Here is a 21,472-nt window from a genome sequence, read left to right as displayed (position 1 = left end):
CATACAATAAAGAAGCCTACGACATAACGTCATAATGCTAACCCGAGAGGCGCTGCCGTTTCGCAGCGCCTCCAGAAAATTGACCCGCTATCGCGTTACGCAGTTTAAATACGCTAACGCTGGTGAGCAGGCTTTCCGTTTGTTCCTGCAATGCCTGCGCCGCCGCGGTAGATTCCTGAGAAAGCGCGGCATTCTGCTGCGTTGCGGCGTCCATCTGCGTGACAGCCAGATTTACCTGGTCGATGCCGGTGCTTTGTTCATTGCTGGCGGCCGAAACGCTTTCCATCAACTCGCTGACCTGCTTAATGCTGGCAATGATTTTTTCCATTGTCATACCCGCGCCTTTCACCAGTTCGTTGCCAGCATCAATGCTGTTGACCGAACGGTCGATCAGGACGCGAATATCGCGCGCCGCATTGGCTGAACGCTGCGCTAGCGCCCGCACTTCAGAAGCTACCACTGCAAATCCGCGGCCTTCATTGCCTGCCCGCGCGGCTTCTACGGCTGCGTTCAGGGCAAGGATATTGGTCTGGAAGGCGATGCCGTCGATCAGGCTGATAATCTGACTGATCTCCTGCGAGAAGTGATGGATTTCGCTCATGGTGTGCACCACTTTCTCCACCACATTACCACCCTCGCTGGCCATTTTGCGCGCATCGCGCGCCAGGTTGCTGGCATCGCGGGCATGGGTCGCATTGTTTTTTACTACAGAGGTCAGTTCCTCCATCGAGGCTGCCGTTTCCTCCAGCGCGCTGGCCTGCGCTTCGTTTCGTGAGGAGAGTTCAATGCTGCCTTGTGCAATCTGTACCGAGGCGGTGGCGATCGTTTCGGTACCGCTGCGCACGTCCGATACGATGCGGGTCAGGCTGACATTCATCTCCTGTAGCGCAGTCATCAGTTCCGCCGTTTCATCACGACCCGCAGGACGGATATTGGCCTGTAAATCGCCGGACGCAACGGTGCGGGCGATATTAACCGCTTCGCGCAGCGGATGAGTAATGCTGCGGATCAGCCAGACGGTAATCACTATTCCGGTTAACAGAACTGCGCCCATCGCCAGCCACAGCGTTAGCCGGGTCTGCTGGTATTGCGCCAGATTCTGCGCGGTCAGCTCCTGATTCAGACGGCTGGTATGGGTCAGCGTGCGGTTGACAACTTCGTCGATCATGCGGGTCGGCTCGCGGTCAATACCGCCCACCAGATGGTCCACCCGCTGTGCGCTGGCAGCATCCTGAAAGCTGTAGCTCTGCAAAGCGGAAAGATACTGCTGCTCAAGTTGGGCATGCAATTGCAGGGTTTGCCGTACCGTTGCGGTATCCATATCGATTGAAGATTGCAACGCCATTAAGCGGGTCAGCAGCGCCTGCGTTTTCTGGCTCTGCGTCAGAAAGGCCGCTTTATATTTATTAAAGGCTCTTCTCCCTGACCGCCGCGCAGCAGGATATTTTTCCACTCCTGAACCTGGATTTTAAACTGTACCTGCGCATTACGCGCGGTATCGATGCTTTCGGCGACGCGCGTCTCCGTAGCCATGATGTCATTATTTTTTTTCAGGCCGTCAGCATTAAGGCTGATGCCCCGCAACCCAACCAGCAGGATCGCCAGCAAAAGAAGTGCGGCCAGAAAACCGAGCCGTTGCCCGATTCTGAAGTTATTGAGTTTCATATTTTTCCCGTGGTGATAATAATTTTACCTCGGACACAGTCCGACAAGTCGTTATCGGCGCACTGGGTAAAGCCTTTACGGCCAGGTGTAATAGAATTACGGTTGGCCAGCCACGTACGGGAAAACTGATGTTATGGCAGAGAGCGACGCGATATTTTATCGCTCGTTTATGCAACGGCTTCAGGGTCAGGGATAGACTCTCCACAGGGCAGGACGATCGCGATCCTGCAAATGGCGTTCCCGCGCGACATGAACGGTATAACCCTGAGAAAAGGCCCAGTCTGCCGCTTCTTTTTGCGTTTTGGCGGTATGTTTTTCTTCACCGTCAACGATAACCACATGATGGGTAGTTGACGCTTGCTTGTCGCTTGATTTCGGGCGATGCTCCACAAAGGCGCTTTTTGGCATAGCTTATTCCTTATTCCAGTCTTGTTTTACTGTATTCGCCGTTATGCTCTCTTTCGGAAAATAAGTTTAGACGCTGTTTTAAGCAGAATTGAGAACAAACAGGGCAGGGGATCCAGGCTGAAAGCGGAGCCGGCACCGCTCGCGGTGTTATGTTAGAAGCGTTTTAATTGAGTCGACATCTTTAAGGCCGAACGCGCTACATAACTAAGCTGCATAAAGCGGCTCCTTAAAGCCCGCATCTTAGCGGCGCTCCGCCCTTAAACAGGCAATATATTTTTCACCTGAGCGCTGCACAATCTCACTGGCTTTCGCGGTAATGTTCTGCCCGGCAAACGCGCCGTAAAGCCGCTCATAACGAATCTGGCCAAGTCTGCTGGTGAGAGTGCTGACGGTTGTGGCAGGCAGAGGCAGAATGTTCGGATAGCTCCACATAAACGAAACCGCATCAGCACCCGGCGTTACCTGTACGATATCTCCAACCAGCAGGACGCCGTTGTCCCGCTCCCAGTGTAATACATTGCCGCCGGGAAAATGGCCGCCCAACCGCAACAGGCGCACCGCAGAGGTCAGTTCCAGTTCATCACCTTCCCATAGCTGAATGGCCGGACTGTCACGCATAATCCATTCGCTATCGCTGGCGTGCAGATATATCGGCGCATTGAAGGCCGCAGCCCAGTCCTGCATGGTCGTATAGTAATGAGGATGAGAAATCGCGATAGCGCTGATACCGCCCAGCGCAGAAACTAACGCTTTGGTTGCGTCATCCAGATTGGCGATACAGTCCCACAGAATATTGCCTTCTGGCGTTCTCAGTAAAAAAGCGCGCTGGTGAATGGCAAAAGCGGGCACCGTTTCAAGGCTGAAAAGATCCGCTTCATGCTGTTGCCATTTGTTGCTGTGCGTCGCCTGTAGCGTCGACAACGCAATCCACTGTTGGCCACCAACCGGCACGTACTGTCTTTCATCCTGACAAATCCTGCACTGTTCAATCTGAATATCAGTTTCCTGATAAGAGGTGCCGCAGGCCTTGCATAATTTAATCATAATGGCGTCCTTTTAATGGTCTTCTGTTTTAAGATGGCTCAGGTTGGTCTGGACCGCCATACGCGTCTTGCTCATGCCCGCCTTTTCTCCGACGCGCGCCAGCGACAAAGCATCGCTGCCTTCCGTTCGCACCAGGTGCCATGTGGCCTCTGTCAGCTGTCGGCGTCGGTCGTCAAGTGACAGCCGCCGACGCGGCGAGGTCTGAATCGTCATGCTTTTTCCCTGAAAGAAACAGCTGTTGACCTTTACGGTAAGCGGCGCGGTAATGCGCATCGGGATAGCCTTCGTCTGAGGGCAGCAACAGTTCGCTGGTAACGACAGGCGCACCGCAGTAGCCGAAAATACCCTGGTCAATCTGCGTTTTCATGCTGCCGAAATAGCCGTAACGCGCGTAAGTGCGCTGGTCAGCACCGCCAAGGGCGATCAGATGCACCGGCAGGTGTCCAAGCAGCTTAACTAACTTACCGTCCCGCTCGTCATAAGCCCAACCCTGAGTAAATACGCGATCGATCCAGCCTTTTAGCTGCGCCGGGAATGACCACCAGTAGATGGGATAGACCAGCACCAGCGCATCGGCGCGGTTAATCCGCTGCTGCTCCGCGTTAACATCGTCAGGCAGCACGGTCTGTCCTTTAAACTGCTGATAATCCGCTGCGCTGAAACGCGGATCGAAGCCTTCCGCCGCCAGGTCGACGAGTTCAAATGTGTGTTCTTCTCCCGCTGACGCAATACCTTCCGCTATCTGCTTCGCCACGGCATGCGTATGAGAAGTCGAATCCGGGTGAGCGAAAACGATTAATGCGTGCATATCAACCTCTGTCGGTTATCAGTAACCTACTAAATGTAGGTTACTGTTGGTAGGTCAGCAAGCGGGAAGGTGAGAAATGAATCATTTTTACACTATGGCTCATTCGTTTATGGACACGTTGAAACCAGAAAAAGGGAGAGGAGGGTAGCTAAGCTTTTGAAAGAAAAATGAAAGGGCCTGGTTTCGTCGGGCGGTTTTTTTGTTGCAGCGCTTCAGATAAATCGCGCGGACGACGCGATTCAGGCAGGCTCCGCAGCGTATCTCACCCTGGCTTCACTGAGTGGTGCCAGGGTGAACGCGGCGATAACGAAAAGCAGGCGCAAAAACGCAGCGCCTGTGCATCGGTATTATTCAGCTAACGCCTGCGCCACCGCATCCGGCATGGAAGGGCGGCCGTTGGAGAGACAGGTTGCGACAAAGGTGGCGTCTGCATAAACGACGCCGTCCACCTTGATCTGCTGCACGAAATTCACGCGGTTACGCTTTTCGTTTTTGGCCAGCTCGCAGGTCACCTCAACCTTATCCCCTTTATGCAGGCTTTTTCGAAACCGCAGGGAATATTCAAGCACCATGTAGAGGCGTCCCTGTTTAAATTCCTCTTCGATATCGATGCCCAGCGCCTCCTTCATATAGGCGTGACGCGTCCACTCCATATAAAACGGATAGTAGAGCCCATCGACCACACCCTGAAAATCAATATGGCCTTCGTCTACTTCATAATGCTTTGAAAGCATAGCGCTCTCCTTATTGCGACAGTTAACTTTTCTAACGGATATTAATGGGTTGGCGCAGGCGCTGCATTGATTTTCACACGCAATTGCGCGTAGGACTTCAGACGTAAATTCCTGCCGCCGTGAAAACCTGGCTCACGGCGCAGCTGATTGACGGTGAAACAGAGATAGCCATCCGGCCGACTGAAAGCGTATCGGTGCACGGCTTGCTGCGTGAGCATCTGAAAGCCATTATCGCCCTGTTGCGCACCCATCAGGCCTTTCTGCCCAATGCGGCGGCCAGTCAGAGCACATAATAAAAAAGGCCGCTGCGGACAGTGGCCTTTCTTCTGTACGGGACAGGTCAGGACGCGTCCGATCCGGCGGGTTATTTCAGGTGCGTTTTCAGTTCCTCCGCCGCCTGGCGTAGCGCAGTGCGTACCGCAGGCACGTTGCTGAGACCGTTCAGCAGACCGTAATCGTGGATCAATCCGTTATAGCGTGTAACCGTGACCTCCACGCCCGCCGCATCCAGTTTGCGGCCAAAGGCTTCGCCCTCATCGCGCAGCACATCCAGCTCCGCCGTCTGGATTAGCGTCGGCGGCAAGCCTTTCAGCTGCTCGCTGGTAGCACGCAGCGGTGAGGCAAGAATATTGTTACGCTCGCTTTCATTAGTGGTATAGGCGTCCCAGAACCATTTCATCATATTGCGCGTCAGGAAATAGCCGTTCTGGAATTGATCATAGGAGGCGGTATCGAAACGGGCATCGGTCACTGGCCACAGCATCACATTATAACGGATCGCCGGCGCATGCTGCTGTTTCGCCTGCAGCGCTACCGCCGCCACCATGTTGCCACCCACGCTGTTGCCTGCCAGTGCCAGACGTTTGCTGTCCACCCCAATTTCTTTACCGTGTTCAGCGACCCAGCGCGTTGCCGCATAGGCCTGATTAATCGCCACCGGATAGTGCGCTTCCGGTGACGGGGTATAGTTAACAAATACTGCCGCCGCGCCAGATTCTACCACCAGATCGCGCACCAGACGTTCATGGGTCTGGAAATCACCCAGTACCCAGCCGCCGCCGTGGAAGAACATAAACACCGGCAGTATGCCATGCGATCCTTTCGGCTTAACGATATTTAGTTTCAGAGGCTGACCATTTACCTGAATGGTTTTTTCCGTTACATCCGCAGCAGGCAGCACCGCGCCTTTCTGGGCACCGATCAGTACCTGGCGCGCATCCTCCGGCGACAGCTGTTCAATGGGCTTACCGCCGCTGCTGTTCAGCGCGTTGAGGAAATCCTGTACGTGATGCTCCGGTTGCGGAGCCTCGGCAAAGCTGCTGGCGGAAACGGCCATCAGGGCGGTCGCTAAAACGGTCTGTTTAATTTTCATGATGTCACCTGTTTAATTTATTTGCGATTAAATAGCACGCTATTTAAATGAGCGGCAACTGGCGCTGCGCATTCGGTATGGAAGAGAAATTAAATAGTGCGCTATATAATAGCAAGCAATAATATTGTATGTTTCTCTTCGGAATTTACCAGGTGGTTGATTAATAATGATTTGTCAGAAAATAAATAGCACGTAATGCTAAAGGCTGTTAACGAAGAGAACGCTCCGGCATGCGGAAAACAGGCGCCTCGGTATGATTCAGGGACATTTCATCGCTGCTCTGTCTCAGATTTTTATACCGCTTTTTAACGGAAGGCCTCATCCTGGAAGGTCACACCCTATCCGGTCACGCAAAGGGGTATACCAACTGTATCCAATCCGCTACACCCGGACAAAGGCTGAATCCGGCAGGGGCGTCCTTCTCCATTCTCGTACCATGTCCTGAATCACTACGCTGCGCGTCATGTATGACAACGCAGCTCTGTGTACGATTAATTCATCAGCTGAACAACAGACAAGGTGAACATCATGACGCAGCAGGCGCAACTTCAGACATCACGCGGCACCGCCGTGGTTACCGGCGCCTTAAACGGCATGGAAGACATTTTTAGCGTACATCCGTTATCGCACGCTGATGGTGGTCGCAAACAGACCATAATCTGCACAGAACAGGTTGTTTTTATCGAAACGGTTTTTCAGTAACATCAGTTTTTCAGTCGCGTCGCCATAAAACGCGCGGGCGCGCTCATGACTTTCGGGACCGAGAATAGCAGGATAGGCGTCCCGGGAGCTCAGTGGCGTCATGATTTTCCGGATGTCGGACAGCCACTCCCGCCCTTTCAGGGCCTCATCAGATTGCTGCCAACTGGCGACAACCTGCATATTAAAGTGATTGCGACGATGGGGAAACGCGGTGGCTCCGGCCTCAATACGGGCTGCCTTGCCGTGGAAATCGTGAAGCATGATGCAGTTACGCGCTGAAGGTGTCTGATGGCAGCACTCTATAATGGCATCGGTCACTGCGTCAGTCAGACGGTCAAGGTTGAAGGCATCCATCTGATAGCCTCGCCCTTTAGGCCAGGCGGACCGATCGGAGGCATCATCGTACGTCAACCGGTAATCGACCCAGCCCTTTTTAACCACGCTGGCGCCGTCGACTGACGAGAGTCGGCGAAGATATTTCTCACCTGTCGGCGCATCTCCGGTCCACAGCGGCGACAGGATCAGGCCGAATCCTTTGCCCGGCAGCGTGGTAAAAGAAGAAAACACGCTCAGTCTGTCATCTGCCTCATCCAGGATCGCCTGTAAATTTTTCAGGCCGGCACGGGCGTTGCGTAATTCAATAAAAACGGTGGCGGCAAGCACCGGCGTAAGACGATGGAGGTAAAATTCAGCAGAGGTCAGTACGGCAAAATTTTTACCAGCACCTCTGAGGGCCCAGAACAGGTCAGGGTTCTCCTGCTGGCTGACCGTCACACAGCTACCGTCGGCCAGCACGACCCGCGCGCTTTTCAGGTTGTCCGTCACCAGGCCGAACCGGGCGTTCAGTTTTCCGTATCCCCCGCCGAGAGCCAGGCCTGCCAGCCCCACCTGCGTACTTACGCCGGTAACAAGCGCACACCCTTCAGGTAATGCATCGATGGCATCTTTAACGATGGCCCCACCCTGTACGGTAAGCGTGGTCCGATCCGCGCTGAGGGCGATCTGCCGCAGGCTCCTGAGATCGAGCGTCATGCCTTCAGGCGCTATCGCTCTTCTGAACCAGTCATGACCACCGCCCAGGGTTGAAACCGGGACCGCATATTCAGCCGCAACGCGAACGGCATGCTGTACGTCATCCGCGCTCAGGCAGCGAACTGAAACGGCAGCCTTCACTTCTGCCGCGCCGTTCCAGAGTCCCTCCTGAAGGCTTTTACCCGCCTCGCTGTCTGTCCATATTTCACCGGTAATATGCTTTCTCAAATCATGGATAAGTTTCTGGCTCATTTTTCCTCGCGTTTCCGGGGCCGTCTGTGGATTTTCATGCAGTTGCGCTGTCGGGTACGCAGGCATTTACCTGACGCATTAACAAGCAGACGGGCCGTTTCAGTCAGTATCCCTTCATAAATAACGATGCAGAAATAAAGGTAGCAAAATAATGACTGGCTTATTAAACAGGATCCGAGCATCACTGGTGCCGGGATGAAAGCCCTCTAAGAAAACCAGCAAATGCCGGTTTTCTTAGAGATTGTGCAAATGACAGGGTACGGTATCCCCTTTTAACGCAGAGCCAGCCGTCCGGCTCTGCCTGTTAAAAGAGTTTGCCCCGTTGATTAATGACCTTTCATCATTTTTTCAGCGCCCCCTGGCCTGTTGTGTATCCCGAAACGCTCAACAAGGATGCAGGTGGCATCGTTCATGCCCCTGATTTCTATTTTCACGCCTTCACGGCGGAATTTAAGCACGGTCTTATCCAGCGCATTCACGGCGGTAATGTCCCAGAAGTGAGCCTGCGTCACATCAATGACTACGCGTTCAAGCGCCTCGCGGAAGTCGAAGTGATTCATGAAGCGGTCAGCTGAGGCGAAAAACACCTGCCCACGGGCGGTATACGTCCGAACGCCCTGGTTAAGATCCGATGTCACCGTCATGAAGCGGGCCACTTTGTCGGCAAAGTTCAGCGAGGCGATGAGCACCCCGGTCAGCACGCCAAACGCCAGGTTATGCGTTACCACCACCACTGCTACCGTCGCCAGCATCACCGCGCTGGTCGAAAGAGGGTGCCGACGCAGATCCGTAATGGAGCGCCAGGAGAAGGTGCCAATGGCGACCATAACCATCACCGCAACCAGTGCTGCCATCGGTATTTGCGCTACCCACTGCCGCAGGAAGATGATAAGGCAGAGCAGCACAGCGCCGGCGGTCAGGGCGGAAAGTCGCCCGCGTCCACCGGACTTCACGTTTATCACCGACTGTCCAATCATCGCGCAGCCCGCCATGCCGCCAATAAACGCGGTACAGATATTGGCAATACCTTGCGCCTTGCATTCACGGTTCTTGTCGCTCGGGGTATCCGTCATGTCATCCACAATGGTCGCGGTCATCATCGATTCCAGCAGCCCCACTACGGCGAGCCCCGCCGAATACGGCAGAATAATCATCAGCGTGTCGGGATCCAGCGGAATAGCCGGGATAAGGAATACCGGCAGACTATCAGGCAGTTTGCCCATATCGCCTACGGTGCGAACGTCCAGATGAAGCCACATGGAAATCACCGTCAACACAACAATACACACAAGCGGAGAAGGAAGGGTTTTATTGATGTACGGGAACAGGTAGATGATGGCGAGGCCAGCCGCGGTCAGGGCGTAAACATGCCAGGCAACATTCGTGAGTTCCGGCAGCTGCGCCATGAAGATCAGGATAGCGAGCGCATTCACAAAACCTGTCACCACTGAACGGGACACGTAGCGCATCAGGTTGCCCAGCTTCAGGTAGCCGGCCAACAGCTGGAACACACCGGTAAGCACCGAAGCCGCAAGCAAATACTGCAGACCGTGATCTTTGACCAGGGTGATCATTAACAAAGCCATGGCGCCGGTGGCTGAAGAGATCATGGCCGGACGGCCGCCAAAAACAGCCATGACCATGGGAATACAGAACGCGGAATAGAGACCGACCTGCGGATCTACGCCGGCGATAATGGAAAAAGCGATCGCTTCAGGGATAAGCGCGAGCGCGACAACAATACCGGCCAGTACATCACCACGGACATTACCCAGCCAGTCCTTACGCGTCGAGGACAGCAACATAGTGTTTTCTCAGTTTTTTAAATGCAGTCAGCCCGGAAGGGCAAAAAATTTATGTACGAAAAAGCACATCCGCAGACGGGATGTTTTTGAGTGCGCGGCTGAGGTTACTCAGTGCGACAGAGAAGGGTAGGACTCAGGGTGGCGTAAGACGCATGATAGTTTTAAAACTCCTTTACGGTGCGAGATGTACACCTTCAGGAAACGGATAAACCTGCCGAACCGGATGCTCAGACAGGCACGAATAGTGACTGGCTGGCAAAACAGACCCGCCAGGCCAGAACGGTATTTTACTTTACATGAAACTTTCAGAGGGTCAATGACGACTCATCCCGTACAACGCGTCATAAACTGTCCGTCCCGTTTTCAGGCGCGATACATGGAACGGACATCCCTGCCAACATATTCAATATTTCGAATATGAGGTTGACATAAAAAAGCGATGCCGCAACACTGATGTCCGCTTTAAACAGGGGGCAATATGACATACCTTACGCCACTTCAGCTTTTTAAAAATCTTTCTGATGAGACCCGTCTTTATCTGGTGCTTCTGCTGCGCGAAAAGGGCGAACTTTGCGTTTGCGAGCTGTCATTAACGCTGCAAGCCTCTCAGCCCAAGATTTCCCGTCATCTCGCGCTGCTTAAAGAAAGCGGGCTGCTTCTCGACAGGCGAGACGGAAAATGGATCTATTACCGCCTGTCACCGCATATGCCCGCCTGGGCGGCGGCGGTTATTGAACAGGCTTATCTGTGCCAGCGGGATGACATTCAGCAGCTGCGCCATCAGTCTGAACGCGATAATGCAACCACAAATGGAAAAGCCGTCTGCCTTTGAAAAATTTATCTGTACATATACGTTAAACCATATCTGAAAATTAACGGTTTATCCGGCCGCAGCATCAACCGCGGTGGAGTAGCAAAAGGAGATGTTATGTTTCTGGCAGGCGCGATTTTTGTCCTGACGCTGGTGCTGGTTATCTGGCAGCCGAAAGGGCTGAGCATTGGCTGGAGCGCCGTTTTGGGCGCCGCTCTGGCGTTGCTGACCGGCGTAGTGGAGATCGGCGATATCCCTGCGGTCTGGCAGATTGTCTGGAACGCCACAGCCACCTTTATTGCAGTTATTATCATCAGCCTGCTGCTTGATGAGTCCGGCTTCTTTGAATGGGCCGCGTTGCACGTTTCCCGCTGGGGAGGCGGAAAAGGCAGGCTGCTGTTTACCTGGATCGTTCTGCTGGGCGCGGCGGTGGCGGCGCTGTTTGCCAATGACGGCGCAGCCCTCATCCTGACGCCGATCGTTATCGCTATGCTGCTGGCGCTGGGTTTCAGCCCCGGGGCCACGCTGGCATTCGTTATGGCCGCAGGTTTTATTGCGGATACCGCCAGCCTGCCGCTCATCGTGTCGAACCTGGTGAACATCGTGACGGCAGATTTTTTCCAACTGGGATTCAGTGAATATGCATCGGTCATGGTACCGGTCAATATCGCCTCCGTCGCCGCCACGCTGGTCATGCTGCATCTTTTTTTCCGCAAAGATATTCCCGCCGACTACGATCTGACGAAGCTGAAAGCGCCGCGGGAAGCGATTCGCGACCTGCGCACTTTTAAAACCGGCTGGGTGGTGCTGCTTCTGCTGCTGATCGGTTTTTTTGCCCTTGAACCACTGGGGGTGCCGGTCAGTCTGGTAGCGGCTGTGGCCGCGTTTATTCTCTGGCTGGTTGCCCGTAAAGGAGAGGTGATTGATACCCGCAAGGTATTAAAGGAGGCGCCATGGCAGATCGTCATCTTTTCGCTGGGCATGTATCTGGTTGTATACGGTCTGAGGAACGCCGGTCTGACGGGCGTTATCGCTTCGCTCCTGAACCGGTTTGCGGAACATGGGATCTGGGGCGCCACGCTGGGCACCGGTTTTATGACGGCCTTTCTCTCATCGGTGATGAATAACATGCCCACCGTGCTGGTTGGCGCGCTCTCTATTGATGGCAGCCAGGCGCAGGGAGTCGTTAAGGAGGCGATGATTTACGCCAACATTATCGGCTGCGACCTTGGCCCCAAAATCACGCCCATCGGCAGCCTGGCCACCTTGCTCTGGCTGCATGTTTTGGGGCAGAAAAATATTACGATCGGCTGGGGCTATTACTTCCGTGTGGGCATTGTGATGACCCTGCCAGTGCTTTTTATCACGCTGGCCGCGCTGGCTCTGCGCCTGTCTGTTTAACATTAACCGGGACCGCATCCGCGCGGTCTGAGTACGGAGAATCACTTATGACTGACATTACTATCTATCACAATCCGGCGTGCGGGACCTCCCGTAATACCCTGGAACTTATCCGCAACAGCGGCGTGGAACCCTCAGTCATTCTCTATCTGGAAACGCCACCAACACGCGATGAGCTAAGCACACTGATCGCGGATATGGGCATTCGCGTACGTGACCTGCTGCGTAAAAATACGGAGCCGTATGAGCAACTGGGCCTGGCGGAAGATCGCTTCAGTGACGAGGAGCTGTTGAATGCTATGCTGATGCATCCCATTCTGATTAATCGTCCCGTGGTGGTGACACCACTCGGCACCCGGCTCTGCCGTCCATCCGAAGTCGTGCTGAATATTCTGCCCGCCCCCCAGCAAGGGGCATTTACCAAAGAGGATGGTGAAGCCGTCATTGATGAGCGGGGAGAACGCGTCCGTCATTCATAACCCTCTCAGGTAGCGCTGGCTTACAGAGTGCTGAAGATCAGAGAACATCACGGTGCGCCCCTGATACGTGATGCATGAATGAACTCCAGGGCGAGATAAGTAATCACAGCGGTAAATGTGATGGCGCCGCCCATCAGCGTGGACAAGGGCGGCGTTTCATCAAAAATCATCCAGACCCATAACAAGGCGACGGGCAGGCTCGCCCGGTACACGATAGCCTGCCTGATCGGCCTTTTCAGAAACCCAACTCGCTGAGTCCTGGATGCTCGTCCGGACGTCTGCCCAGCGGCCAGTGGAAACGGCGCTCCGACTCTTTTATCGGCTTATCGTTGATGCAAGCGTAACGTCTCAGCATCAAGCCCTGCTCATTAAATGCCCAGTTTTCATTACCGAAGCTGCGATACCAGTTGCCTGAATCGTCATGCCACTCATAGGCAAAGCGCACCGCAATCTTGTTTGCATCAAAGGTCCAGAGCTCTTTGATTAGCCGATAATCCAGCTCCTGGCTCCACTTACGTTGCAGAAACTGCACTACCTCTTCACGCCTGTTCACAAATTCGGCGCGGTTGCGCCAGCACGTGTCGGTGGTATAAACCAATGAAACTTTTTCCGGATCGCGGCTGTTCCAGGCATCTTCTGCCATGCGCACTTTCAACGTAGCGGTTTCAAGGGTAAACGGCGGCACCGGTTGACGTATTTCCATCGTGTTTCTCTCTTAACAAATCTCTTTTTATTTAACTCAGGCTGAATTTCCTGCAACCTCGTTTTCCATCACAAACATATAACATCATTGCAGGGGTTTGTTGACAGACAGTCATTGATAGAAATAAATGTATATACAATACATGACAACTGGAAGAACAGACTGTGCAACTGCTCCCTACCGATACGATCTGGCGGAATGTCAGACTGGCGACCCTCGACCCCGAACGGCTTGAGCCTTACGGCATGCTCGACCATCACGATCTCATTTTGCGCGGCGATCGAATCCTGGCGCTGACGGCATGTGGAGAAGCATCCGGCGGCACCGTTCACGATGCAGGCGGACGTCTGGTTACGCCCGGGCTTATTGACTGCCATACTCATCTGGTTTTTGGCGGCAACCGCGCTGCTGAATGGGAGCAGCGTTTAAACGGCGAGTCCTATCAGGCGATCAGCGCGCGCGGCGGCGGCATTAACGCGACGGTGCAGGCAACCCGCTCAGCGTCGGAAGAGCAGCTGCTGAGGCTTGCCGCCGCCCGGCTGCAACGTCTGCTTGAGGAAGGCGTCACCACTATCGAAATAAAATCCGGTTACGGCCTGTCAACAGAGAGCGAAGCGAAAATGCTGCGCGTTGCGCGGCAGCTGGCGCAAAACTTTCCGATAGAAGTCAGCGCAACCTTGCTGGCAGCCCATACCACACCCGCCGAATATCAAAATGACAAGGATGGCTATATCACGCTGATTTGTGAAACGCTGCTGCCGCAGCTCTGGCAGGAAGGACTGTTCGAAGCGGTAGATGTCTTTTGTGAAAGCGTCGGCTTCAGCCCGCAGCAATGCGAACGGGTATTCGCAGCGGCGCGGCGTTACGGCATTCCGGTTAAAGGTCATGTCGAACAGCTGTCGTTGTTGGATGGCGCGCAGCTGGTGAGCCGCTATCAGGGGCTTTCGGCCGATCATATTGAGTATCTCGATGAAGAAGGGGTAAAAGCGATGCGCGCCAGCGGTACGGTGGCGGTGCTGTTACCCGGCGCCTGGTATTTTTTGAAGGAAAGCCAGCGGCCACCGGTCGAGCTGCTGCGCCAGCATGGTGTGCCAATAGCGTTGGCGACCGACTACAACCCCGGCACCAGCCCCTTCGCCAGCCTGCATCTGGCGATGAATATGGCCTGCGTTCAGTTCGGCCTGACGCCGGAAGAGGCCTGGGTGGGCGTGACGCGTCATGCGGCGCGGGCGCTGGGGCGTGAGCCGTCGCACGGCCAGCTGAAGGCTGGCTTTATGGCCGATTTCTGTCTCTGGGACGCGGAGCAGCCGGTGGAAATGGTCTATGAACCTGGCCGCAGCCCGCTTTATGCCAGAGTTTATCGTGGGCAGGTCACCCACGGGAGCGCATCATGAAACAGTGGCGGGCAGTTTCGCACGATATCTGGCAGGGACGCGACGACACCGCCGAAGCGGCCAATGCGCTGCGTCTGTTTCAGACCGTCGCCCGCTGCGCTGATTTTGCGCCTCAACAGGCTGAAGGCAGCATCGCGCTGTTGGGGTTCGCCTGCGACGAAGGGGTAAAGCGCAATCGCGGAAGGCCGGGCGCCGCTGAGGCGCCAGATGTTCTGCGACAGGCGTTAGCGAATATGGCCAGCCACGCGGGACACCGCGAACTGACCGATCTGGGCAATATCGTTATATCAGGCAATCGGCTGGAAGAGGCGCAGCAGGCGCTGCGCGACGCGGTGCTGACCTGCCAGCAGGCGGGAAAACGTACGCTGGTGCTGGGCGGCGGACATGAAACCGCTTACGGTCACGGGCTGGGCGTGCTGGATGCCTTTCCACAGAAAAAAGTCGGGATTATCAACCTGGACGCGCATCTTGATCTGCGGCACGCGCCGCATGCCACCTCAGGCACACCCTTTCGTCAGCTGGCGCACTACTGTGAAACGCAGCAGCGTGATTTCCACTATGGCTGTTTTGGCTTAAGCCTGGCTGCTAATACCCAGGCGCTGCTTGATGAAGCGGCGAAGCGCAACGTGACGATTGTGGAAGACTTGCGCTGCCTGAACGAGCCCGATGCCGCTCTCGCCGCGCTGCATCGCTTTATGGCGGAGCTGGAGGTGATCTATCTGACGGTCGATCTGGACGTGCTGCCAGCCTCGCAAATGCCAGCCGTTTCCGCACCCGCCGCGCTCGGCGTTCCCGCTGCCATGCTGATGCGCATGATTGAGCCGATTTGCCGCAGCGGCAAGCTGCGGGCAGCGGATCTGGTGGAGTTCAATCCCGCCTGCGATCGGGATAAACAGGGCGCCAGCCTGGCGGCACGTATTGCCTGGCAGATTACCCACTGGTGGGGATAAATTGCTGAATAATGGCCTGAATTGGGTATACTTAGACCACCCGGTTAAGCCATCGTAAGGAACGCCCGCATGTTTTCGCCCCGCGCCCGCTCAGCCGCCGTCAGTGCGCCCGTGCCGTTTTACGAAAAGGTAAAACAGGCTATCAGTCATAAGATCAGCGCTGGTGAATGGCGTCCGCACGATCGCATCCCTTCTGAAGCCGAGCTGGTCGCCCAGTTCGGCTTCAGCCGTATGACCATTAACCGCGCGCTGCGCGAGCTGACCGACGAAGGCTGGCTGGTGCGTTTACAGGGCGTCGGCACCTTTGTGGCGGAGCCTAAAGGCCAGTCTGCGCTGTTCGAAATCCGTAGCATCGCCGACGAGATTGCCGCGCGCAGGCACCGGCATCACTGCGAGGTCCTGACGCTGGAAAAAACAGATGCGAGCGTCCAGCTGGCGACGGCGCTGGGCGTTGAGGAAGGCACGTCGATCTTTCACTCGGTTATCATCCATTTTGAAAACGATATTCCGGTGCAGATAGAAGATCGCTGCGTAAATGCTGCGGTAGCGCCGGACTATCTTCAGCAGGATTTTTCCCGCACCACGCCGCACGCTTATCTTTCGCTGGTCGCGCCGCTGACCGAAGGAGAGCATATTGTGGAAGCGGTACGCGCAACACCTGAGGAGCGCGCGCTGTTGCAGATTGAAGAGGGTGAACCCTGCCTGCTCATCAATCGTCGAACCTGGTCAACACAGCATATCGTTTCCTGTGCCCGCCTGCTTTTTCCTGGCTCACGCTACCGTTTACAGGGTCATTTTATGTCGTGATCATGAGGATTATCACGATGTAAAAAATATGTGAATGCGTGACAGCGAACGCAAATTCAGGCAAAAATCATTTTTAGCTTAATGACTGATTTTAAAGAAAAATTCACCGGTTTCGCAAAGCAGCCTATTATTCCACTAAGCTAATGTACTGATATTTAAGGGTTTGTATTGTGTACAAATTGTTAAGTCAGCATTTGCTCATATTTGTATAGACAAGTATATATGTTTGCAGTCGCCTCACGGCATGGCCGTTGGGATAGGACGATTTAACGTAAACCTTCAGGAGTAGAGTGCGATGTCGCAAAGCAAATACCGCAACCAGGAAATCCGCGCGCCACGCGGAACCACGTTGAATGCCAAAAGCTGGCTGACCGAAGCCCCGCTGCGCATGTTGATGAATAATCTTGATCCAGACGTGGCGGAAAATCCGCACGAACTGGTGGTGTACGGCGGTATCGGTCGCGCGGCGCGTAACTGGGAATGCTTTGACGCTATTGTCGCCACGCTAAAAGAACTGGAGCATGACGAAACGCTGCTGGTGCAGTCAGGTAAGCCGGTCGGCGTATTTAAAACGCACGATAACGCGCCGCGCGTATTGATCGCCAATTCTAACCTGGTGCCGCACTGGGCGACCTGGGAACATTTCAACGAGCTGGATGCGCAAGGTCTGGCAATGTACGGCCAGATGACCGCCGGCAGCTGGATCTATATCGGCAGCCAGGGCATCGTTCAGGGCACCTATGAAACCTTCGTGGAGGCAGGACGCCAGCACTATAACGGCGATCTGAAGGGCCGCTGGGTGCTGACCGCGGGGCTTGGCGGCATGGGCGGCGCGCAGCCTTTAGCGGCGACGCTCGCCGGCGCCTGTTCGCTGAACATTGAATGTCAGCAGAGCCGCATCGATTTTCGTCTGCGTACCCGTTACGTCGACGAACAGGCCACCTCCCTTGATGACGCGCTTGCCCGCATCAAAAAATATACCGCCGAAGGGCGCGCGGTATCCGTTGCGCTGTGCGGTAACGCGGCGGAAATCCTGCCGGAACTGGTCAAACGCGGCGTACGCCCGAATATGGTGACCGACCAGACCAGCGCGCACGATCCGCTGCACGGCTATCTGCCGCTCGGCTGGCAATGGGAAGAATATCAGCGCAAGGCCGAAACCGAGCCTCAGCAGGTCATCGAGGCGGCGAAACGCGCCATGGCCGATCACGTTCGCGCAATGCTGGCGTTTAAAGAGATGGGCATACCGACCTTTGACTACGGCAATAATATTCGTCAGATGGCGAAAGAAATGGGCGTTGAAAACGCGTTCGATTTTCCAGGTTTCGTCCCTGCCTATATTCGTCCGCTGTTCTGTCGGGGCATTGGTCCGTTCCGCTGGGTGGCGCTCTCCGGCGATCCGCAGGATATCTACAAAACTGACGCCAAAGTTAAGGCGCTGATTAAAGATGATAAGCATCTGCATCACTGGCTCGATATGGCGCGTGAACGCATCAGCTTTCAGGGACTGCCGGCGCGTATCTGCTGGGTAGGGCTGGAGTGGCGTCAAAAACTGGGGCTGGCTTTTAACGAGATGGTGCGCAGCGGCGAGGTTTCCGCGCCGATCGTGATTGGTCGCGACCATCTGGACTCCGGCTCGGTGGCAAGCCCTAACCGCGAAACGGAAGCGATGCGCGACGGCTCCGACGCGGTATCGGACTGGCCGCTGCTGAACGCGCTGCTCAATACCGCCAGCGGTGCAACCTGGGTTTCGCTGCACCACGGCGGCGGCGTGGGAATGGGCTTTTCACAACATGCCGGTATGGTGATTGTCTGCGACGGCACCGATGAAGCGGCGGCGCGTATTGCACGCGTACTGCATAACGATCCAGCCACGGGCGTAATGCGCCATGCCGATGCCGGTTATGACATTGCCATTAACTGCGCGGCAGAGCAGGGGCTTAACCTGCCGATGGTCCCAGCAACCCAGGAGAAACGCTGATATGAACCTGATACTGACTCCCGGTACGCTTACGCTGGCTCAGCTGCGTGAGGTTTACAGCCATCCGGTGACGCTGACGTTGGATGAAAGCGCTATTCCGGCAATTAATAACAGCGTGGCATGCGTTAACGCTATTCTTGCCGAAGGGCGCACCGCCTATGGCATTAACACCGGCTTTGGACTGCTGGCTCAGACACGTATCGCCGCCGAAGAACTGGAAGACTTGCAGCGTTCTCTGGTGCTGTCCCATGCGGCCGGCATCGGCGAGCCGCTGGACGATAATCTGGTGCGCCTGATGATGGTATTGAAAATCAACAGTCTGGCGCGCGGCTTTTCCGGCATACGCCTGAGCGTGATTCAGGCGCTGATGGCGCTGGTCAACGCGCAGGTCTGCCCGTTTATACCTGCTAAAGGCTCCGTTGGCGCATCGGGCGATCTGGCGCCGCTGGCGCATATGTCATTAACGCTACTGGGCGAAGGCAAAGCGCGCTATCAGAGCGAATGGCTGCCCGCGGCGGAAGCATTAAAACGCGCCGGACTGGCACCGATTACGCTGGCAGCCAAAGAGGGGCTGGCGCTGCTCAACGGCACCCAGACCTCTACCGCTTTTGCGCTGCGCGGGCTGTTCGAGGCGGAAGATCTCTTTGCCTCCGCAGTAGTTTGCGGCGCATTGACCACCGAAGCGGTGCTGGGTTCGCGTCGGCCCTTCGATGCCCGCATTCACGACGCGCGCGGTCAGCGCGGACAAATCGATACGGCGGCGCTTTTCCGTCATCTGCTGACCGACAGCAGCGATATCGCCAGCTCGCATAAAAACTGCGACAAAGTGCAGGATCCTTACTCGCTGCGCTGTCAGCCGCAGGTGATGGGCGCCTGTCTGACGCAAATTCGCCAGGCGGCAGAGGTGTTGCTGATAGAATCTAACGCCGTTTCCGATAATCCGCTGGTGTTTGCCGACGAGAATGATGTGATCTCCGGCGGCAACTTCCACGCCGAACCGGTGGCGATGGCGGCGGATAATCTTGCGCTGGCGATTGCGGAAATCGGTTCGCTTTCCGAGCGACGCATCGCGCTGATGATGGATAAGCATATGTCGCAGCTGCCGCCGTTCCTGGTGAAAAATGGCGGCGTAAATTCCGGCTTTATGATCGCGCAGGTGACTGCTGCGGCGCTCGCCAGCGAGAACAAAGCGCTGGCGCATCCGCACAGCGTCGACAGCCTGCCGACTTCCGCCAATCAGGAGGATCACGTTTCCATGGCACCGGCCGCCGGGCGCCGCCTGTGGGAGATGACCGCCAATACCCGTGGCGTAGTCGCGATAGAGTGGCTCGCCGCCTGTCAGGGCATCGACCTGCGCGAAGGGCTAAAGACCAGCCCGCTGCTGGAAAAAGCGCGCAATATTCTGCGCGAGCGCGTGGCGCACTACCGCCGCGACCGCTTTTTCGCGCCGGATATTGAAGCCGCCGTCGAACTACTCTCTGCCCGTCAGCTGACGGCGCTGCTGCCTGCCGTCCTGCCCAGTTATCGGTAACTGTTGTTCTCTGTACCCTGCCGGGGGTTAATCCCCCGGTGTCCCACGCATATTCGCAGTCATATAACTCTTATCAGGACCTGATATGCAACAACACAAACCACACCTGCTGCGCGGGCTTAACGCGCGTCATATCCGCTTTATCGCTCTCGGCTCCGCTATAGGCACCGGGCTATTCTATGGCTCCGCCGCCGCTATCCAGGCTGCCGGTCCCGCCGTACTGCTGGCCTACCTGGCTGGCGGCGCAGCGGTATTTATTGTAATGCGCGCGCTTGGCGAAATGGCGGTGCGCAGTCCGGTTTCCGGATCGTTCGGCAGCTACGCGCGCCACTATCTCGGCCCCCTGGCGGGTTTTATCACCGGCTGGACCTATACCTTCGAAATGATCATTGTCTGCCTGGCGGACGTGACCGCGTTCGGCATCTATATGGGACTCTGGTATCCGGATGTGCCGCGCTGGATATGGGTACTGAGCATCATCTTTTTTATCGGCTCGCTGAATTTGTGCCACGTGCGGGTGTTTGGCGAAATGGAATTCTGGCTGTCGCTGATTAAAGTGGCGGCGATTATCGCCATGATAGCGGCGGGCGCGGGCGTGATTTTCTTTGGCTTCGGCCACAGCTTCCCGGCGACTGGCGTAGAGAATCTCTGGACGCACGGCGGCTTCGCGCCGGCAGGTTTCGGCGGGGTGATCGCGTCGCTGGGTATCGTGATGTTCGCCTTTGGCGGCATCGAAATTATCGGCATTACGGCGGCAGAGGCGCGCGATCCGGAGAAGGTGATCCCGCAGGCGATTAACACCATTCCGCTGCGCATTATTCTGTTTTATGTCTGCACATTATTTATCCTGATGGCGATTTTCCCCTGGAGCAGCATCGGTCAGCAGGGCAGTCCGTTCGTACTGATTTTTGAAGGGCTGGGGATGCAGGGCGCGGCCAGCGTGCTGAATATCATTGTAATTAGCGCCACGGTTTCCGCTATCAACAGCGATATTTTCGGCGCCGGACGCATGATGTATGGCATGGCGAGCGAAGGCATGGCGCCGAACTGTTTTCTGCGTATCGCGCGTAACGGCGTACCGTGGATGACGGTAGTGGTCATGGCGGTCGCGCTGCTGGGCGCGGTGGTGCTTAATTATCTGATCCCGGAGCAGGTGTTTGTATTGATCGCCTCGCTGGCCGCTTTCGCCACGCTCTGGGTATGGCTGATGATCTTACTCTCCCATTTCGCTATGCGTCGTAGCCTGACGGAACAAGAACGCGCCGACATTCGTTTCCCTGTGCCGTTCTGGCCTGTTGCGCCCGTGATCACGCTGCTGTTTATGCTGCTGGTGATCGGCGTGCTGGGCGCGGTGGCAGAAACGCGAATGGCTCTGATTGTCGGGTTGTTCTGGCTGGCAGGTCTGACGCTGATCTACTTTTGGCGTGTCAAAAAACGGGCGGGCGCGATGGCGTTAGAACAGCCAAAGAGCTAAGACGGGAAGCCTGCCGGCTGCCGTTTTCAGCAGCTAAAAACAAAGTTTCAGATTGATGCATCAGCGGCCTACGCCAAACTCTTTGGCGTGGGCCTTTATTTATCAAAATGAGGTAAGCC

The 21,472-nt window shown here is 55.6% G+C and carries 19 protein-coding genes and 1 pseudogene; 9 read left to right on the top strand and 11 right to left on the bottom strand.

What is annotated here, in order from left to right:
- Positions 1–37: 37 nt before the first annotated feature.
- The 10 genes and pseudogenes from MYY08_RS11705 to MYY08_RS11660 form a co-directional block, all read right to left on the bottom strand.
- A pseudogene (locus MYY08_RS11705) lies at positions 38–1,665 on the bottom strand (methyl-accepting chemotaxis protein).
- A gap of 186 nt (positions 1,666–1,851) precedes the next feature.
- Positions 1,852–2,073 (bottom strand): hypothetical protein, encoded by a 222-nt coding sequence (locus tag MYY08_RS11700; protein WP_038625432.1) that lies wholly within the window; start codon positions 2,071–2,073, stop codon positions 1,852–1,854.
- A 240-nt stretch (positions 2,074–2,313) separates the two neighbouring features.
- Positions 2,314–3,117, bottom strand: coding sequence for an MBL fold metallo-hydrolase (locus tag MYY08_RS11695; protein ID WP_038625434.1), 804 nt, complete (start codon positions 3,115–3,117; stop codon positions 2,314–2,316).
- 12 nt (positions 3,118–3,129) lie between these two features.
- Positions 3,130–3,330 carry a hypothetical protein gene (locus tag MYY08_RS11690; RefSeq protein WP_038625436.1) on the bottom strand — a complete coding sequence of 67 codons (201 nt, stop codon included), beginning with the start codon at positions 3,328–3,330 and terminating at the stop codon, positions 3,130–3,132.
- Positions 3,290–3,925 carry an NAD(P)H-dependent oxidoreductase gene (locus MYY08_RS11685; protein ID WP_288014319.1) on the bottom strand — a complete coding sequence of 212 codons (636 nt, stop codon included), beginning with the start codon at positions 3,923–3,925 and terminating at the stop codon, positions 3,290–3,292. Before MYY08_RS11685 ends, MYY08_RS11690 begins: the two co-directional genes overlap by 41 nt.
- 347 nt (positions 3,926–4,272) lie before the next feature.
- Positions 4,273–4,659 (bottom strand): acyl-CoA thioesterase, encoded by a 387-nt coding sequence (locus MYY08_RS11680; protein WP_288014317.1) that lies wholly within the window; start codon positions 4,657–4,659, stop codon positions 4,273–4,275.
- Between the two features lie 41 nt (positions 4,660–4,700).
- Positions 4,701–4,910 (bottom strand): hypothetical protein, encoded by a 210-nt coding sequence (locus MYY08_RS11675; protein WP_288014315.1) that lies wholly within the window; start codon positions 4,908–4,910, stop codon positions 4,701–4,703.
- 113 nt (positions 4,911–5,023) lie between these two features.
- Positions 5,024–6,031, bottom strand: coding sequence for an alpha/beta hydrolase (locus tag MYY08_RS11670; RefSeq protein WP_038625441.1), 1,008 nt, complete (start codon positions 6,029–6,031; stop codon positions 5,024–5,026).
- A gap of 621 nt (positions 6,032–6,652) precedes the next feature.
- Positions 6,653–8,017, bottom strand: coding sequence for an FAD-binding oxidoreductase (locus MYY08_RS11665; RefSeq protein ID WP_288014312.1), 1,365 nt, complete (start codon positions 8,015–8,017; stop codon positions 6,653–6,655).
- Positions 8,018–8,343: 326 nt separating this feature from the next.
- Positions 8,344–9,822 (bottom strand): SulP family inorganic anion transporter, encoded by a 1,479-nt coding sequence (locus MYY08_RS11660; protein ID WP_288014310.1) that lies wholly within the window; start codon positions 9,820–9,822, stop codon positions 8,344–8,346.
- Positions 9,823–10,300: 478 nt separating this feature from the next.
- Here MYY08_RS11660 and MYY08_RS11655 point away from each other — a divergent pair, with 478 nt between their 5' ends.
- The 3 genes from MYY08_RS11655 (at position 10,301) to arsC (ending at position 12,513) form a co-directional block, all read left to right on the top strand.
- A complete protein-coding gene (locus MYY08_RS11655) occupies positions 10,301–10,654 on the top strand; it encodes a metalloregulator ArsR/SmtB family transcription factor (protein ID WP_038625445.1) in 354 nt (117 codons plus the stop codon).
- 96 nt (positions 10,655–10,750) lie between these two features.
- A complete protein-coding gene (locus MYY08_RS11650) occupies positions 10,751–12,034 on the top strand; it encodes an arsenic transporter (protein WP_084970441.1) in 1,284 nt (427 codons plus the stop codon).
- A 47-nt stretch (positions 12,035–12,081) separates the two neighbouring features.
- On the top strand, positions 12,082–12,513 hold the full coding sequence (arsC, locus tag MYY08_RS11645; protein WP_038625449.1) for a glutaredoxin-dependent arsenate reductase: 432 nt from the start codon (positions 12,082–12,084) through the stop codon (positions 12,511–12,513).
- 235 nt (positions 12,514–12,748) lie between these two features.
- On the opposite strand, the gene MYY08_RS11640 is transcribed toward arsC, so the two are convergent.
- The gene (locus MYY08_RS11640) at positions 12,749–13,216 is read right to left on the bottom strand and encodes a nuclear transport factor 2 family protein (protein ID WP_288014308.1); all 468 of its coding nucleotides are present in this window, start codon (positions 13,214–13,216) and stop codon (positions 12,749–12,751) included.
- Positions 13,217–13,380: 164 nt separating this feature from the next.
- Here MYY08_RS11640 and hutI point away from each other — a divergent pair, with 164 nt between their 5' ends.
- From hutI to MYY08_RS11610, 6 genes are all read left to right on the top strand, one after another.
- On the top strand, positions 13,381–14,610 hold the full coding sequence (gene hutI, locus MYY08_RS11635) for an imidazolonepropionase (protein ID WP_288014306.1): 1,230 nt from the start codon (positions 13,381–13,383) through the stop codon (positions 14,608–14,610).
- Positions 14,607–15,560, top strand: coding sequence for a formimidoylglutamase (hutG, locus tag MYY08_RS11630; RefSeq protein ID WP_038625455.1), 954 nt, complete (start codon positions 14,607–14,609; stop codon positions 15,558–15,560). The genes hutI and hutG overlap by 4 nt, the downstream gene beginning before the upstream one ends.
- Positions 15,561–15,629: 69 nt before the next feature.
- Positions 15,630–16,367 (top strand): histidine utilization repressor, encoded by a 738-nt coding sequence (locus tag MYY08_RS11625; RefSeq protein WP_038625458.1) that lies wholly within the window; start codon positions 15,630–15,632, stop codon positions 16,365–16,367.
- Between the two features lie 295 nt (positions 16,368–16,662).
- The gene (gene hutU / locus MYY08_RS11620) at positions 16,663–18,348 is read left to right on the top strand and encodes a urocanate hydratase (RefSeq protein WP_288014303.1); all 1,686 of its coding nucleotides are present in this window, start codon (positions 16,663–16,665) and stop codon (positions 18,346–18,348) included.
- A gap of 1 nt (position 18,349) precedes the next feature.
- Positions 18,350–19,879, top strand: a complete 1,530-nt coding sequence (gene hutH / locus MYY08_RS11615; protein WP_038625461.1) for a histidine ammonia-lyase — start codon at positions 18,350–18,352, stop codon at positions 19,877–19,879.
- 85 nt (positions 19,880–19,964) lie between these two features.
- Positions 19,965–21,353, top strand: a complete 1,389-nt coding sequence (locus tag MYY08_RS11610; protein WP_038625463.1) for an amino acid permease — start codon at positions 19,965–19,967, stop codon at positions 21,351–21,353.
- Positions 21,354–21,472 lie beyond the last annotated feature (119 nt).

It is taken from the genome of Mixta sp. (assembly GCF_024610815.1).
Taxonomy (GTDB): Bacteria; Pseudomonadota; Gammaproteobacteria; order Enterobacterales; family Enterobacteriaceae; genus Mixta; species Mixta calida.
Note: the sequence above shows the minus strand (reverse complement) of the source record. Positions and strands in the feature narration are given on the sequence as shown.

Coding starts and splice junctions, on each gene's coding strand:
- MYY08_RS11700 (WP_038625432.1), bottom strand. CDS start 2,073: ATGCCAAAAAGCGCCTTTGTGGAGCATCGCCCGAAATCAAGCGACAAG.
- MYY08_RS11695 (WP_038625434.1), bottom strand. CDS start 3,117: ATGATTAAATTATGCAAGGCCTGCGGCACCTCTTATCAGGAAACTGAT.
- MYY08_RS11690 (WP_038625436.1), bottom strand. CDS start 3,330: ATGACGATTCAGACCTCGCCGCGTCGGCGGCTGTCACTTGACGACCGA.
- MYY08_RS11685 (WP_288014319.1), bottom strand. CDS start 3,925: ATGCACGCATTAATCGTTTTCGCTCACCCGGATTCGACTTCTCATACG.
- MYY08_RS11680 (WP_288014317.1), bottom strand. CDS start 4,659: ATGCTTTCAAAGCATTATGAAGTAGACGAAGGCCATATTGATTTTCAG.
- MYY08_RS11675 (WP_288014315.1), bottom strand. CDS start 4,910: ATGGGTGCGCAACAGGGCGATAATGGCTTTCAGATGCTCACGCAGCAA.
- MYY08_RS11670 (WP_038625441.1), bottom strand. CDS start 6,031: ATGAAAATTAAACAGACCGTTTTAGCGACCGCCCTGATGGCCGTTTCC.
- MYY08_RS11665 (WP_288014312.1), bottom strand. CDS start 8,017: ATGAGCCAGAAACTTATCCATGATTTGAGAAAGCATATTACCGGTGAA.
- MYY08_RS11660 (WP_288014310.1), bottom strand. CDS start 9,822: ATGTTGCTGTCCTCGACGCGTAAGGACTGGCTGGGTAATGTCCGTGGT.
- MYY08_RS11655 (WP_038625445.1), top strand. CDS start 10,301: ATGACATACCTTACGCCACTTCAGCTTTTTAAAAATCTTTCTGATGAG.
- MYY08_RS11650 (WP_084970441.1), top strand. CDS start 10,751: ATGTTTCTGGCAGGCGCGATTTTTGTCCTGACGCTGGTGCTGGTTATC.
- arsC (WP_038625449.1), top strand. CDS start 12,082: ATGACTGACATTACTATCTATCACAATCCGGCGTGCGGGACCTCCCGT.
- MYY08_RS11640 (WP_288014308.1), bottom strand. CDS start 13,216: ATGGAAATACGTCAACCGGTGCCGCCGTTTACCCTTGAAACCGCTACG.
- hutG (WP_038625455.1), top strand. CDS start 14,607: ATGAAACAGTGGCGGGCAGTTTCGCACGATATCTGGCAGGGACGCGAC.
- MYY08_RS11625 (WP_038625458.1), top strand. CDS start 15,630: ATGTTTTCGCCCCGCGCCCGCTCAGCCGCCGTCAGTGCGCCCGTGCCG.
- hutU (WP_288014303.1), top strand. CDS start 16,663: ATGTCGCAAAGCAAATACCGCAACCAGGAAATCCGCGCGCCACGCGGA.
- hutH (WP_038625461.1), top strand. CDS start 18,350: ATGAACCTGATACTGACTCCCGGTACGCTTACGCTGGCTCAGCTGCGT.
- MYY08_RS11610 (WP_038625463.1), top strand. CDS start 19,965: ATGCAACAACACAAACCACACCTGCTGCGCGGGCTTAACGCGCGTCAT.